Origin of the sequence: Pelagovum pacificum (genome assembly GCF_016134045.1) — a bacterium.
Classification (GTDB): Bacteria; Pseudomonadota; Alphaproteobacteria; order Rhodobacterales; family Rhodobacteraceae; genus Oceanicola; species Oceanicola pacificus_A.
The window spans coordinates 2,563,098-2,577,558 of record NZ_CP065915.1; the positions used below are offsets into that span (position 1 = coordinate 2,563,098).

Sequence of the window (14,461 nt, forward strand, 5' to 3'; positions counted from 1 at the left end):
GGCCCTGCCCGTTTTCAATTGAACCCGCCCGGCGGCGGCAGGTTTCAGCCGATCTTCGGGCGGTCTGCCCGGTCCGGCCGGTCGTCACCTCGAACGAAGTGGTCATTGTCACGAGTCCCCCGCGATCGGATTGAATGTAATCGTCATCTCTTTCCAGCTCTCAAAGGCCTCGGGTGGCAAGTCGTAGGGCTGGCATCTCTGCAGAGCGCGCTCCGCCGCCTCGAACCCCTTGATGACAAGGCGGCCTTCGCTGCGGCGGGGCTCGACGAGGCGCACCTTGCCGTCAAGCGCGCCATCCCGTGCCAGCTGGAACGAGACGGTCACCGGCGGGGCGCCCGCGACGGGCGACCAGCAGGTGCGGATGACACGGACCATGTCCGCCTCGATCCGCTCGACCGCCGTGGGGGCCGGACCCATCGTGCAACCTTCGGCCACCGCGCAAGCGGACGCGCCGCCGGCGGGCAATCCGAAGATCAGCGAAAGGAGAAGGGTCAGCCGCATGTCAGAAGGACCTGTTCGAAGGGTCGAAGGTGATTTCGACGCTCTGCCATTGACCGTATTTCTCTTCCGGCAGGTCATAGCCCGACCGGCCGCCGGAATTCTGGCAGCGCATCACGGCACGTTGCGCGGCGCCGAAGGCTGCGCGCACGGCCTCGTCGGGTCCACCGTTGGCGCTGACCATGCGGACCTCGCCCTCGACCATGCCCTGCCGGCTGAGATCGAAGCCGACCGTCACGACCACGCGAGCGGCTTCCGAACCGACATCGAGGTTCCAGCAATCCTGCACCGCAAGTCGCAGCCCCTCCCGCTCCGCGCCGGTCATCGGCGGGCCCTGCGGGACGGAGGTCTCCGGCACGCCGGCATCCGATGCGGCGGCGAGCGCGGCGGCGACGGCATCGTCGACCGCCTCCTCGTTGACTGCCGGGTCCTCGACATTGTCGGAACTCGCGGTGGTCGTGGTACTTTCCGTCTCGGGTGGCGGGGTCGGCCGGTTGGGCCGGGTCTGCGGCCGGATGGAGGCGAGCGGCGCGGAGGCGGCGGGCTCGTCCGCTTCGGTCACAATCTGGGTCGCTGCCTCTTCCTCCACGGTTTCCTGCTGCTCTTCCTCGACGATCTCGGCCGGCTCCTCGGCCGGAGCGGCGGCGGCGGTCGCCTCCTCCGCGATATTGTCGTCCGGCTCGGGCGGCGGCGCGACTTCGTCCGCGACCCGGTCGGCCGGGCGCGGCACAGGGCGGTCGCTGACGGTCAGCGTCTCATCCTCGACGATCTGCGGCACGGACGGTGCGGGCGGTGCGACGTCCGCGACGTCGGCGGGCGGCTGCTCCGGCTCCGGGAGGGCGGGCGGCGGATCGGGCTCCGCCGCTTCAGCAGGCGGCGGCGGCTCCGGCTGGGGCGGCGGGTCCTCGGCGACCGGTTCGGGCATCGCGGCCTCTTCCGTCTCGGGCGGCTCGGGCACGACCACTTCGGGCGCATCGACCTGCGGCTCGGCCGGCTGCGGCGCGGAGGCCGCGCGCATCTGCTCGAACTCCTCGCTCGAGACGACGGAGACGTCCATCACGTCGAACTCCAGCGGGTTGGAATACAGCCCCCATCCCGCGATGAACCACACGAGAAGCCCCGCGTGACCGGCGCCTGATATGTAGCCACCCGGACTCACTCGCGTCCTACCCGTCCGAACCGTCGAGGGTCGGCCCGCCGATGTCGGTGACGAGGCCGATGTTGTTGAAGCCTGCAGCGTTCATCGCGCCCATGATCTCGGCCACGGCGTTCCACGCGTTCGCACCGTCGGCCCGCAGGAAGACGCGGTCGCTCTCGCGTTCGCCGGCGATGGCGCGCAGGCGGGTGATGAACTCATCCCGCGCGACGTCCGTCGCCTGGATCTGGAGACCACCCTCAGCCGTCAGCGTGACCGTCAGCGGCTCTTCCTGCTCGGTCGGCAGGGCATTGGCCGCCGTCTCGGGCAGCTGAACCGGAACACCCACCGTCAGAAGCGGCGCGGCGACCATGAAGATGATCAGCAGGACGAGCATGACGTCCACGAAGGGCGTCACGTTGATCTCGGCCATCGGCTGCGATCGCCGCGTCCTGCGGCGTCCGCGCTTGCCGCCGCCGTCGTCCTTCTTGATGACCGTGGCTGCCATGTCAGCTGTCCAGTTGCCGGCTCAGGATAGTCGAGAATTCGTCGGCGAAGGCCTCGTAGCCGTTCACGATCCGGTCAGCGTCCGCAGACAGCTTGTTGTAGAAGACAACCGCCGGAATGGCCGCGAGCAGGCCGAGCGCGGTGGCAAGCAGCGCCTCGGCGATGCCGGGCGCGACGACGGCGAGGTTGGTGTTCTGCTGTTCGGCGATCTCGATGAAGGCGTTCATGATGCCCCAGACGGTGCCGAGCAGGCCGATGAACGGCGCGGTCGAGCCGACGGTCGCCAGCACCGGCAGCCCGCGCTGCAGCTTGCCCGCTTCCTTGGCGATGGCGACGTCCATGCTGCGGTCGATGCGGGCCTGCGCCCCGGCGATCAGCTCTCCGTCCTGTCGGTGCGATCGTCGCCATTCGGTCATGCCGGAGGCGAAGATCTTCTCGCTTTGCCCCTTGGGGGTCGGGCCGATGTCCTCGTAGAGACCGTCGAGCGGCTCGCCCGACCAGAACGCCCGGTCGAACCGGCTGGCTTCGCGGCGTGCCCGCTTGAACTGAAGCCACTTGTCGATGATGACCGCCCAGCACCAGATGGATGCGCCGATCAGAAGGAGCATCACGAACTTGACGGCGATTGTCGCGCGCGCAAATAGCGCCCACATGCTGAAATCGGTAGCTGCTTCCATAGACCTGCTCTTTTGGTGGCCCCTTTCGTCGCGGGGCTTCAACTGCCGGATTACATCATAATCAAGTGCGAATCCACGCCGCGCCGTTCACGGGCCCGTTTTCCAAGGCCCGCGACTGGCGGACATCCGCGCATATCGAAAGAATTCTGTTTGGCGGGGGCGGGCCTGATCCGGCGGAGCACCTGCGGTGCGCTCTGTCAGCCCTCCCTGCCGGTCGGGCGGAGTCAGGGGGCTGTCTGCCCCCTCTTGGGCCTGCGGCCCAATTCACCCCCGAGAATATTTGAAGCCCAAAGAAGTGCGGGAGTGGCGCGCGGTCCCGGGTGAGAGTGTCAGTGAAGCGCCTTCCGAAGGCCCGCCGGCATCCGAACCGGACGGTCGTCCGGGCCGAGCGCGACAAGTGTCACCATCGCGCGGAACAGAACCTGCCCGTCACGCGTGACGTCCTGCTGCAGCACGATCCGGGCACCGCCGAGCTGATCGGTCTGGGTCACCACCTCGAGTTCATCGTCGAACTTTGCCGGGGCGAGGTAGTCTGCCTCCAGCCGGCGGACGGCGAAGACGATCCCCTCCTCCGCCTTCAGGCGGGTCTGGTCGACGCCGAGCATCCGCACCCACTCGGTCCGGGCGCGCTCGATGAACTTGAGGTAGTTGGCGTAATAGACGATCCCGGCGAGGTCGGTATCCTCGTAATAGACCCGAACCGTGAACCTGTTGATCATGCCTTCGCCCCTTTGCGTGAATTCGGGGCGATCATGCAGTCTGTGCCATCCGGCGCAAGGCCGGGATCCCCAGCGCATCGTCGAGCAACGGCCGGCGGTTGGATCGATGGCGCAGGATCAGCCGCCGTGCGCGCCGCCCGGTCGCCAGCGGGCGGGCGGCGCGCATAGGATGGCCGGCCTGCCCGAGCAGGGGGAAGAACTTCGCGATCTCATCCCGGTCGGTTGTGGAGAGGCCGGCGATCGCCTGGTCGCCGAGGAGCAGGCTCTCGCTCGGCAGGTCTTCGGCGAGGAGCAGTTCGAGCGAGGAGAGCAGCAGGTGGTGGTAACCGAGCAGCCGCAGGTCGCGTTGCCGGGTGATCCCGAGCATCCCGACAAGTGCGTGCGCCGGAACAATCACCTCCCCCGCGGCGACGGTCTGGCCGTTCATGTCGATCGGTTCGGTCGTGTCCTGCGACAGGTCGCCGCCCTCGAAATCGGGATCGCCATCCTCGACATCGATCAGGGTCGGACCGGCGGCCACCGAGAACACCGTGCCGACAGCGGCGCTGTCGAAGCTCGTGTCGCTCGCGAAGGGATCGACGCCGGAAAGGATCGTGACGTCGGCGATGTCGTATCCAGCGACCGTGTAAATGGCCATGACGCCCCCTGAAGCAGGCTCGCGGCGGCCGCAGACTTCGGCCGGCTCAGCACGTCCGGTCTATTCGGCACACCTTTCCCAAAGATGAAGGACGCCGCCGAGTCCGTTGAAAATCGGGTAAAATCAGAGCGATCGGGTGATCCGCGCATAGAGGCGAAGGGCGTGGCTCGGATCGTTCGCCGCGACGGGAAGAACCGGGTCGTAGGCCGCCCGGATGATTGCGCCAATCTCCGGGCGCAGGACCGCGGTACCGTTGGCCATCGCGAGCGGTGAGCGGTTCGCGAAGGTCTTGTCCGACCAGTGCAGGATGGCCTGCGCGGCCTGCGTCAGGGCCAGTGTCTCCGCCGGCATGTCGGCCATCGCGCCCTCGAGCCGCAGAAACAGGATCACGGCACGGATCGCGCCGGTCTCCTCGAACCGGAACAGGCGGTACTGGTGCGCATTCGCCGCGGCGAGGCGCCCGGCAAGATCACCCACACCGCCGACCAGCCGGTCGAGGTCGGGCACCGCTGCCAGTTCCGACCAGTCCCGGCAGAAGAAGATCATGAAATTGGCGCCAAGCTCCGGATCGGTCTCGGCCATCCGGTGCCCGGCGAGCGACACGATCGCCTCGATCGCGCCTTTCAGGACCGGCAGGCTTTCGTCGCCCACGCCGAAGATGACGGGGACCACCGGCCTCTCCCACCGGGCGAAGGCGTAGCGCCCGTCGGATTGGGTGAAGCAACCCTCGACATCGGCCGGGGTCAGAACGTCGTCAGTCATGAGTCACCAAGCGTTCGGGCATACATCAGTCGAACAGCCCGCCCTGTGATTTCGGCACGGCGAGGCCGAGGTGACGCCACGCCCCCTCCGCCAGCATCCGCCCGCGCGGCGTTCGCTGGATCAGGCCCTGTTGCAGCAGGAAGGGCTCGATCACTTCCTCCAGCGCGTCGCGGCTTTCGGACAGCGCGGCGGAGAGCGTCTCGATCCCGACCGGGCCGCCACCGTAGCTTTCAGCGATCAGCCGGAGATACCGACGGTCCGCCCCGTCGAGCCCCAGCCCGTCGACGCCGAGCCGCGTGAGCGCACGGTCGGCGATCTGCTCGGTCACGGTACCGTCGCCTTCGACCACGGCGAAATCGACGACCCGGCGCAGCAGCCGCCCCGCGATCCGGGGGGTGCCCCGCGCGCGGCGGGCGATCTCGTGCGCGCCGGCCTCGGTCGCGGGGGCGCCCATCAGGCGGGCGCCCCGGGTCACGATGTCATGCAGTTCCGCCACCGTGTAGAACTGGAGTCGCACCGGAATGCCGAACCTGTCGCGCAGCGGCGTCGTCAGCAGCCCCATCCGGGTGGTCGCGCCGACCAGCGTGAAGGGCTGAAGCTCGATCCGCACGGTCCGCGCGGCTGGCCCCTCCCCGATCACGAGGTCGAGTTCGAAATCCTCGAGCGCGGGGTAGAGCACCTCTTCGACCGCCGGGTTCAGGCGGTGGATCTCGTCGATGAACAGCACGTCCCGCGCTTCGAGGTTTGTGAGGATCGCGGCGAGGTCGCCCGCCTTGGCCAGCACCGGGCCGGAGGTCATCCGAAAGTTCACGCCGAGCTCCCGGCTGACGATCTGCGCCAGTGTCGTCTTGCCGAGGCCGGGTGGCCCGTGAAACAGCACGTGATCCATCGCCTCGCCCCGGCGGCGGGCGCTTTCGATGAAGACCGCGAGGTTGGCGCGCGCGTCTTCCTGCCCGATGAACTCGGCCAGCGCCTGCGGTCTGAGGGCGCGGTCCTTGTCCTCCGGCTGTCGGTCGGGGCGCAGGGTCGGGTCGGGTGCGTCCATGCCCTACCCCTTCGGCGCCAGCGCCTTGAGCGCGGCACGGATCAGCGCCGCCGTATCGCCGGCGCCGCCATCCGCCGCCTCGGCGACGGCGCGGGAGGCTTCGGCGGGCGCGTAGCCGAGGTTGACGAGCGCGGAGAGCGCGTCGGACTGGGCGGCGCCGTCATGCACCACGGGGTTCGGCGCGGGCGCGGCGACGGGGTCGATCACCGCGTCCGTATCCACCTCGGCCGGCGGGGTGCCCATCGCCGCCGCCATCGTCCCGGCGAGCGCCATGACGCCCGGCGCCTTGTCCTTCAGCTCGTGGACGACGCGCTGTGCTGTCTTCGGGCCGACCCCCTTGGCCACCGCGATCGCGCGCGCATCGCCGAGCGCGATCGCGCGGCTCACTCCCTCCGCCCCGATCGCGCCGAGGATGGCGAGCGACGCCTTCGCGCCGATGCCCTGCACCGACATCAGCAGCCGGTGCCACTCCTTCTCGACCAAGGTGGTGAAGCCGAAGAGCTGCAGCAGGTCCTCCCGCACCAGCAGGTCGGTATAGAGCGATACGGCCTCACCCGATCCCGGCAGGGAGGCCATGACCCGTTCGGAGACGTAGACCACGTAGCCCACGCCGCCGACCGAGATCAGCACGTGGTCGCTCGCCCGGTAGTCGAGCCGTCCCGTCAGTCGGCCGATCATGCGCCCGCCCTCTGAAGCGCAGCGGCGAGATGGCCGGAGGATTGCAGGTGATGGACGTGGCAGATCGCGATGGCGAGCGCGTCAGCGGCATCCGCCCCGTCGAGTTCCACCCCCGGCAGGTGCAGCCGCACCATGTGGGCGACCTGGCGCTTGTCGGCGTGGCCGACACCGACGACGGCCTTCTTCACCGCGTTCGGCGCATATTCCCCGATGGCGAGCCCGGCCTGCGCCGGCACGAGCATCGCGATCCCTCGCGCCTGGCCCAGCTTCAGCGTGCCCGCACCATCGCGGTTGACGAAGGTCTGCTCCACGGCCGCCGCGTCGGGCGCGTGCTGGCGGAGCACTTCGGCGAGTTGCAGGTGAAGGGACAGCAGCCGTTCCGCAAGGGTCGTCCCCTCGGAATTGCAGGTCCCGTTCGCGACATGGGAAATACGCGACCCGGACGAATCAACGACGCCCCAGCCGGTGTGCCTCAGCCCCGGATCTATCCCGATCACCCGCATTCTGCCCCTGCCTTCTTGTGTTTGAGAGCGACGCTAGCACAAAGAGCGAACATCGACCAACCCCCGTACGTGTCCCGAATGCGAAATCCAGCGGCCCGTTTGCGACATCAACAGAAAAACGCCGTCGTTTTTCAGCGGCTTACGCCGCTTTTTCGACATGCGCACAGAACATGGATGACATGCAATTTTCCCCCTTCCCGCCCGTTCAATTTCCGCCTAATTGCGCGGCAGAGAACGTAACGGAAGCTCATGGCTTCCCCACAGAAAGGACGACCGCGATGGCGATCTTCGACACGACCCGCTCCTACGCCGCCCCACGCGGTGTCTTCGGCCCCGGCCGCGCAATCGCGCGCATGGTTGCCTCCCTCAACGCATGGCACGAGGCGCGGATGACCCGCACCGCGCTGTCCAAGCTGACGGCTCACGAACTGGCTGACATCGGCCTCGATCACGGCGACATCGACGTCGTCGCGGAAGGCCGCCGCAGCCGCCGCTGAGAGCCACACTCACGGACAGTCGAAAAGGCCGCGATCCTCGTCCGGGATCGCGGCCTTTTCTCTTTCCGGGAGGCGGAAACTCAGCCGAAGACGCCGTGGGCGGCGTCGACGATGAAACGGGTCGCGGGATCGATCTGCATCACGAAGGCGCCGATCAGTTCGACCGGGTTCTCGCGATCAAGGCCGGAGAGCTTCGCGGCATAGGCCGCGTCGCCGAGGTAGTAGACGAGGAAACACTTGAAGAGGAAGAGCGCTGCAAGGACGTAGACAGCCGGCCGCAGGCTCAGCTTCAGGCCGCCGCGCCGGCCGCGCATGACCACGAGCCCGTCCTTGTTCAGCTTCGGCGTGCCGCCATTTTCGCGAATGCGCTCATGCTCGCGCGTGATGCGTTTCACACGTTCGTGGAAGGGGCGTTGGGCCGTGCCCATGGATCGACTCCGCGCGTAGGTCCTGTTCTGCGCAGGATGGATAATCCCGAAATCTGGCCATTTCGCGGCCCGGATGCGGAAAGGTCAGCGCTGCATCAGCAGCGTGGTCCAGTCACCGATCGGCTCCCGGCGGACAAGGCTCAGCCCCTGTTCCGAATAGGCGGCGATCACGTCATCGGCCTGCTCGTTCAGCAGTCCGGACAGGATCACGTGCCCGCCGGGCGAGAGGACGCCTGTCAGCGACGGTGCGAGGTCGACGAGCGGCCCTTTGAGGATATTGGCGAAGATCAGGTCGAACGGCGCGGCGCCGGCGATCTCCTCGCCCTCGACTCCGGTCGCCTCGAGGCAGCGCACCCGGCCGACGAGGTCGTTGGCGGCGACGTTCGCCTCCGCCACATCCACCGCGACTTCGTCGATGTCGGACGCCAGCACCCTGCCCGGCCAGAGCCGGGCCGCAGCCATCGCCAGAACGGCCGTGCCGCAGCCGACGTCGATCACGCTTTCCTTGGTGACACCCTCGTCCGCCAGCCCGTCGAGCACGCGAAGGCAGCCCAGCGTCGTGCCGTGGTGGCCGGTGCCGAACGCCATCGAGGCCTCGATCAGCAGCGCGATGCGCCCCTCGGGCACGCGGTCGGCATCATGGCTGCCATAGACGAAGAAGCGTCCCGCCTCGACCGGGGCGAGTTCACGCCGGACCTTCGCGACCCAGTCGGTCTCGGGCAGTTCGGAAACGAGGAAGGGCTTCGCACCCTGGCTCGCCGCCAGGAGGTCGAGCGCGATGACGTCCGGCTTGTCGGTGAAATAGGCTCCGACTTCCCAAAGCCCGGAGCCGTCTTCCATCTCGAACACCCCGACGCCGGTCGGAGCCGGATCGAGGTCCTCCAGGAACTCGCCCAGCGCCTCGGCAGAGGCTTTTGCCCCGACGGTGGTCATGGCGGTGAAAGTGGGCATGTGGGCGCTCCTCGGACAAGTCGCGGCCCCTATGCTCCGCCAGCGGCGAAGCGTCAATGGAGGCCGGGCGCGTCGGCGCCCGACCCCGGGTCGTCCGTTGGCCGATCAGGCGGCGGCGACGCCGATCGGGCAGGTCACGCCCGTGCCGCCAAGCCCGCAGTAGCCCGCCGGGTTCTTGGCAAGGTACTGCTGGTGGTAGTGCTCGGCGAAGTAGAACTCCGGCGCGGGAACGATCTCCGTCGTGATGTCGCCGTAGCCAGCCTCGTCCAGCTTCGGCTGGAAGGCCTCGCGCGACCGCGCAGCGGCCTTGGCCTGCGCGTCGGTGTAGGTGTAGATACCCGACCGGTACTGCGTGCCCATGTCGTTGCCTTGGCGCATGCCCTGCGTCGGGTCATGGCCTTCCCAGAACACCTTGAGCAGCTCGTCGTAGCTGACCTGGTTCGGGTCGTAGACCACGCGCACCACTTCGTTGTGACCGGTCTGACCGGTGCAGACCTCCTCATAAGTGGCGTTCGGCGTGTGGCCGCCTGCATAGCCCACCATGGTCAGCCAGACGCCGGGGACGTTCCAGAACTTGCGCTCGACGCCCCAGAAACAGCCCATGCCGAACATCGCCACTTCCATGCCCTCGGGCACCTCGGCGGTCAGCGGGCGGCCGGAGAGGAAGTGCGTCTCCGCCGTGGGGATCGGCCGGTCGCGGCCCGGCAGGGCTTCTGAGGGGGCGACCAATTCCATCTTCTTCGACTTCAGTCCGAACATGCGACTCTCCCTTCGGGGTTGCTTGCCCCCGATATAGGGGCGCGAGCGCGGTCCGGCTACTCGGCAGGGGCCGCGAGGGGGCCCGAAAACACGGTCTCGTGACCCGGCTCCGGGTGGCGCGGCACCATCATCGCCAGGACCAGCGACGTCACGGCCATCCCCGCCGCGAGCACGAAGACCGCGCCCGGCGAGACCAGCCAGAGGTAGCCGAGCAGCGCCGGCAGGAAGACCGCCGCGATGTGGTTGATGGTGAAGGCCACGGCCGCCGTCGGCGCGATATCCCCCGGATCGGCGATCTTCTGGAAGTAGGTCTTCAGTGCCAGCGCCAGCGCGAAGAAGATGTGGTCGATCACGTAGAGGACCGAGGCCAGCACGACGCCCCAGCCGAAGGCGTAGATGCCCCCGTAGGCAAGGAACACGATGGTCAGGCCGACATATTCGAACACCAGCGCGAACCGCTCCCCGAAGCGGCCGACGACGCGCCCCAACACGGGGGCGAGGATCATGTTCGCGACAAGGTTGATCAGGAACAGCGCGGTCACCTGGTGAACCTGGAAGCCGAACCGCTCGACCATCATGAAACCCGCGAAGACCACGAAGATCTGCCGCCGTGCGCCCGACATGAACTGCAGCGCGTAATAGAGCCAGTAGCGCTTTCTCAGCACGAAGGTCTTGAGCTGCGGGTTGGGTGCTTCGAACTGCGGATAGGCGAACAGGCAGAACAGCGCGATCAGGGCCGTGAAACCGCCGGAAACCCAGTAGACGAAGCTGTAGGACAGCTCGAACGTCTCCCAGGTCATGACGATCAGCACGTAGGCCACCAGCGTCGCGGCGGAGCCCGCCGCCATGATGAAGCCGAGCATCTGCGGCGCGCGCAGCTTGTCGATCCACTGCAGCTGCAGCGACTGGTTCACCGTCTCGAAATAGTGGAAGCCGATCGAGGACAGCATGGTGATCGTCAGGATGCCGCCCATGCTTGGAAACTGCGCGGTGACGGCCGTCGCAAGGCCCAGCATGATCAGCGCCACGATGCCGAGCACCTGCTCCCGGATGACCATGATGAGCGCGATCACCCCGATGGCGAGGAAGCCCGGTATCTCGCGCACCGTGTGCAGCCAGCCGATGTCCTGCCCGTCGAAGTCGGCGACCTCGATGACGAAGTTGTTGAGCAGCGAGGACCAGGTCGCGAAGGCGATCGGCTGGGCCATGGCCATCAGGAACAGCAGCGACACGGGCCGTCTCCAGAGCGGCAGGTGACGCGCTTCAGAGAGGGGTACAATGCGCATGGGAAAAGCCATTAGACCGCTTTTCGGGCTTTGACGAGACCCCTGTCCACCGATGGCTGCACAGGCCGTTGCGCATTTCCCGACGTGGCGTAACCTGTCGGCGTCTCGGGGGCCGAGTCCCCGGCTTTGTCAGTGGAACATTTCGATGCGCAGCTTCAGACGTATCGCCTTGGCCCTCGGTTTCGCCCTGCCGGGCGCGACGGCCTCGGCGGATCATTTCATGGCCACCGCCGACCCGGAGGTCGTCTACGCGATCAACCAGATCGTCGGCTATTATTACGGGGCCTGCCAGGCCGGCAACCAGATGGGCTGCCAGATGGCGGAAATGGCGCAGCAGGAGGGCTACGCCATGCTGAACGCCGGCTATGACTGCATGATGTACAATTACGAGGAGGGCTGCTGGTACTACAACCAGTCCTACCAGCGGCTCGGCATGCACCTCGCCCAGCTTCAGCAGGCCCAGCAGAGCGGGATGATCGGCGGGGGCGGCAACCCGCTCGGCGCGACTCACGAGGAGCGGATGACCAACATCCACAACTGGGGCCAGTCGCGGCTCGCCTGGGGCCAGCAGCAGAGCCAGCTGATGGACCAGCGTCACGAGCAGTTTATGCAGACCCTGCGGGAGTAGGCTCGGGTCAGGTGTGCCGGGGTACCGGGCGGGTAATTTGGTCGGGTGCGCCCCGTCCCCTCACCCTGCCCTCTCCCCCGCGGGGAGAGGGTTCCACCGCCCCAACGTAGGGTGCGCGCTCGATGCGCACCCGTCGTTACACACCGCCCCCTCACCCTGCCGTCTCCCCTGCGGGGAGAGGGTTCCGCCGCCCCGGCGTAGGGTGCGCGCTCGATGCGCACCCGTCGTTGCGCACCATCCCCCTCACCCTGCCCTCTCCCCCGCGGGGAGAGAGTTCCACCGCCCCAACGTAGGGTGCGCGCTCGATGCGCACCCGTCGTTGCGCACCTCCCCCTCACCCTGCCCTCTCCCCCGCGGGGAGAGGGTTTCACCACCCCGGCGTAGGGTGCGCGCTCGATGCGCACCCGCCATCCACCACCATCAATAAAAACTCTGCGGATCGATATCGATTGCCATCCGGGTCTCGCCCTTCAGCCGCACCTGCGCCGCCCATTCGGCCAGCGCCGCCTGGATCGGCGCGCCCTTGTCGGCCTTCACGAGCAGCCGCACCCGGTGCCGCCCCCGGATCCGGGCGATGGGGGCCGGGGCGGGGCCGAAGACCTGCGCCCCGATCCGCCGGAGCGGTCCGTCGTGCCGGGCGAGGTGGTTGCCGAGGTCGAAACACACCTGCACGTCCGGGCTCGACAGCACGATCCCCGCCATCCGGCCATAGGGCGGCACACCCGCGGCCTTGCGCTCGGCGGCCTCGGCCATCCAGAACGCCTCCTCGTCGCCGCCGAGGATCGCACGGATCACCGGGTGCTCCGGCTGGAAGGTCTGAAGCAGCGCCTCGCCCTTCGCCTCCGACCGCCCGGCACGGCCGGCGACCTGCCGCATCAGCTGGAACGTCCGCTCCGCCGCGCGCAGGTCCGACCCCTGCAGGCCAAGATCGGAATCGATCACGCCCACCAAGGTCAACTTCGGGAAATTGTGCCCCTTCGCAACGAGTTGTGTGCCAATGATGATGTCGGCCCCGCCGGCCGCGATCTCTTCGATCACCGCCTTCAACTGCCGCGCCGTGCCGTAGAGGTCGGACGACAGCACGACCACCTTCGCGTCGGGAAACCGCGCCACCGCCTCCTCGGCCAGCCGCTCGACCCCGGGTCCGACGGGGGCGAGCTTGTCTTCTGCCTCGCAGCTCGGGCACTTCGTGGGCATCGGTTTCGTCTCACCGCACTGGTGACACATCAGCCGCTTGAGGAACCGGTGCTCCACCATCCGCGCGTCGCACTGGTCACAGCCGATCTGGTGCCCGCACGCCCGGCAGACCGTCACCGGCGCATATCCCCGGCGGTTCAGGAACAGGAGCGACTGCTCGCCCCGCTCGAGCCGCGCCTCGACCGCTTTCTGCAGCGAGGGCGAGATCCAGGCCGAGCCCGGCAGGTCTTCGTCGCGCATGTCGATGGCCCGCATGTCCGGCATCACCGCCTCGCCGAAGCGCGAGGTCAGCTCGACCCGGCGATACTTGCCCTGCTCGACGTTGGCCCAGCTCTCGAGAGAGGGTGTGGCCGACGCCAGCACGACCTGCGCGTCGTTGATCGAGGCCCGCAGCACCGCCATGTCCCGCGCGTTGTAGAGCACCCCGTCCTCCTGCTTGTAGGAGGTGTCGTGTTCCTCATCGACGACGATCAGGCCGAGGTCGCGGAACGGCAGGAACAGCGCGGAGCGGGCGCCGACGACCATCCGCGCCTGCCCGTCGGAGACCATCTTCCACGCCCGCCGCCGCTCGGTCATCGTCACGCCGGAATGCCATTCCGCCGGCATCCCGCCGAACCGCGCCTCGACCCGGGCGAGGAACTCCGCCGAAAGCGCGATCTCGGGCAGCAGGACAAGGACCTGCCGGCCGGCGCGCAGGCATTCAGCCACCGCCTCGAGATAGACTTCGGTCTTGCCCGACCCCGTCACGCCCCGCAGCAGCGTCGTGCCATACTTGCCCGAGCGCACCCCGGCGCGCAGCACCTCCGCCCCGGCGAGCTGGTCGGCGGTCAGCGCCTTGGCGCCGTGGTCAGGATCGAGCGTGGCGTAGGGGCCGTCGCGCGGCGCGGCCTCCTCGTTCACGACGCCCTGCTTCACCAGCCCCTTGATGACCGAGGTGCCGACCCCCGCCATCTCGGCCAGCTCGCCCAGCGTGAAGGACAGCCCGCCGTACTCCTCGAGCACCGCCAGCACCTTCTCGCGCGCGCTCGTCATGCGGTCGGGCTCCGCATCGCCCAGCCGGTAGACCGTGCGCAGCGCCGGCGGATCGCCGAGGCCGGGGTTGCGGGTCGCGAGCCGGAGCATCGCGGGCATCGGCGTCAGCGTGTAATCGGCGGCCCGGCCAAGGAACTGGCGCATCTCCTCCGCCATCGGCGCGGTGTCCAGCACGCGGCTCACGGAGCGCACCTTGCTGTAGTCGAAATCGCCGCGCCCGGCGCCCCACACGACGCCCATCACCTTGCGCGGCCCCAGCGGCACCTCGACATAGGCCCCCTGCCAGCAGCCGCCCTCGGGCGCCTTGTAGTCGAGCAGCCGGTCGAGGGGTTGCGTCGTCAGCACCCCCACCAGCTCGCCCTCGTGAAAGAACGGAGTATCGCTCGCCATGGCCGTGATTTGCGCCTTCGGCCGGCCATTGTCGAGAGCGACCTCGGAACAGCTGTCCGGCGCGAACGTTCGGAAGAGAGGAACACCCCGCTCCGCCGACTTCCCCGTTAGCGCCTGACATGCTAGAGGCGA

The 14,461-nt window shown here is 68.1% G+C and carries 17 protein-coding genes; 2 read left to right on the forward strand and 15 right to left on the reverse strand.

All coding sequences use genetic code 11. The annotated features are described in order from the left end of the window. Positions 1–108: 108 nt before the first annotated feature. The 10 genes from I8N54_RS12670 to ruvC form a co-directional block, all read right to left on the reverse strand. The gene (locus I8N54_RS12670) at positions 109–501 is read right to left on the reverse strand and encodes a cell envelope integrity protein TolA (protein ID WP_140197207.1); all 393 of its coding nucleotides are present in this window, start codon (positions 499–501) and stop codon (positions 109–111) included. Position 502: 1 nt separating this feature from the next. Further along, positions 503–1,657, reverse strand: a complete 1,155-nt coding sequence (locus I8N54_RS12675; protein WP_140197208.1) for a hypothetical protein — start codon at positions 1,655–1,657, stop codon at positions 503–505. A gap of 7 nt (positions 1,658–1,664) precedes the next feature. Continuing rightward, the gene (locus I8N54_RS12680; RefSeq protein WP_140197209.1) at positions 1,665–2,141 is read right to left on the reverse strand and encodes an ExbD/TolR family protein; all 477 of its coding nucleotides are present in this window, start codon (positions 2,139–2,141) and stop codon (positions 1,665–1,667) included. 1 nt (position 2,142) lies between these two features. Continuing rightward, positions 2,143–2,817, reverse strand: a complete 675-nt coding sequence (gene tolQ, locus I8N54_RS12685; protein ID WP_197097662.1) for a protein TolQ — start codon at positions 2,815–2,817, stop codon at positions 2,143–2,145. 329 nt (positions 2,818–3,146) lie between these two features. After that, positions 3,147–3,536 carry a tol-pal system-associated acyl-CoA thioesterase gene (gene ybgC / locus I8N54_RS12690; protein WP_140197211.1) on the reverse strand — a complete coding sequence of 130 codons (390 nt, stop codon included), beginning with the start codon at positions 3,534–3,536 and terminating at the stop codon, positions 3,147–3,149. A gap of 31 nt (positions 3,537–3,567) precedes the next feature. Then, a complete protein-coding gene (locus tag I8N54_RS12695) occupies positions 3,568–4,173 on the reverse strand; it encodes a Hint domain-containing protein (RefSeq protein ID WP_140197212.1) in 606 nt (201 codons plus the stop codon). Between the two features lie 123 nt (positions 4,174–4,296). Next, complete coding sequence (locus I8N54_RS12700; protein ID WP_197097663.1) at positions 4,297–4,935, reverse strand: hypothetical protein; 639 nt, start codon at positions 4,933–4,935, stop codon at positions 4,297–4,299. 25 nt (positions 4,936–4,960) lie between these two features. Continuing rightward, on the reverse strand, positions 4,961–5,980 hold the full coding sequence (ruvB, locus tag I8N54_RS12705; RefSeq protein WP_140197213.1) for a Holliday junction branch migration DNA helicase RuvB: 1,020 nt from the start codon (positions 5,978–5,980) through the stop codon (positions 4,961–4,963). A 3-nt stretch (positions 5,981–5,983) separates the two neighbouring features. Then, a complete protein-coding gene (gene ruvA / locus I8N54_RS12710; RefSeq protein ID WP_140197214.1) occupies positions 5,984–6,658 on the reverse strand; it encodes a Holliday junction branch migration protein RuvA in 675 nt (224 codons plus the stop codon). Next, positions 6,655–7,161 (reverse strand): crossover junction endodeoxyribonuclease RuvC, encoded by a 507-nt coding sequence (gene ruvC / locus I8N54_RS12715; protein WP_140197215.1) that lies wholly within the window; start codon positions 7,159–7,161, stop codon positions 6,655–6,657. The genes ruvA and ruvC overlap by 4 nt, the downstream gene beginning before the upstream one ends. A gap of 278 nt (positions 7,162–7,439) precedes the next feature. Between ruvC and I8N54_RS12720 the strand changes: the two genes are divergently transcribed. Next, positions 7,440–7,658, forward strand: a complete 219-nt coding sequence (locus tag I8N54_RS12720) for a DUF1127 domain-containing protein (protein ID WP_140197216.1) — start codon at positions 7,440–7,442, stop codon at positions 7,656–7,658. Positions 7,659–7,738: 80 nt separating this feature from the next. Here the strand turns inward: I8N54_RS12720 and I8N54_RS12725 are convergent, their stop codons facing one another. The 4 genes from I8N54_RS12725 to I8N54_RS12740 all read right to left on the reverse strand — a co-directional run bounded on the left by I8N54_RS12725 (position 7,739) and on the right by I8N54_RS12740 (position 11,082). Continuing rightward, positions 7,739–8,086: a hypothetical protein gene (locus I8N54_RS12725; protein WP_140197217.1), complete on the reverse strand. Its 348-nt coding sequence runs from the start codon at positions 8,084–8,086 to the stop codon at positions 7,739–7,741. An 84-nt stretch (positions 8,087–8,170) separates the two neighbouring features. Further along, positions 8,171–9,037, reverse strand: coding sequence for a 50S ribosomal protein L11 methyltransferase (locus tag I8N54_RS12730; RefSeq protein WP_140197218.1), 867 nt, complete (start codon positions 9,035–9,037; stop codon positions 8,171–8,173). A gap of 105 nt (positions 9,038–9,142) precedes the next feature. Further along, entirely contained in the window at positions 9,143–9,796 is a 654-nt protein-coding gene (gene msrA, locus I8N54_RS12735; RefSeq protein WP_140197219.1) for a peptide-methionine (S)-S-oxide reductase MsrA, read from the reverse strand. Between the two features lie 56 nt (positions 9,797–9,852). Further along, the gene (locus tag I8N54_RS12740) at positions 9,853–11,082 is read right to left on the reverse strand and encodes an MFS transporter (RefSeq protein WP_140197220.1); all 1,230 of its coding nucleotides are present in this window, start codon (positions 11,080–11,082) and stop codon (positions 9,853–9,855) included. 145 nt (positions 11,083–11,227) lie between these two features. On the opposite strand from I8N54_RS12740, the gene I8N54_RS12745 reads away from it, so the two are divergent. After that, a complete protein-coding gene (locus I8N54_RS12745; RefSeq protein ID WP_140197221.1) occupies positions 11,228–11,710 on the forward strand; it encodes a hypothetical protein in 483 nt (160 codons plus the stop codon). Between the two features lie 420 nt (positions 11,711–12,130). Here I8N54_RS12745 and I8N54_RS12750 read toward each other — a convergent pair whose 3' ends face one another. Further along, entirely contained in the window at positions 12,131–14,329 is a 2,199-nt protein-coding gene (locus tag I8N54_RS12750; protein WP_140197222.1) for a primosomal protein N', read from the reverse strand. Positions 14,330–14,461: the final 132 nt, after the last annotated feature.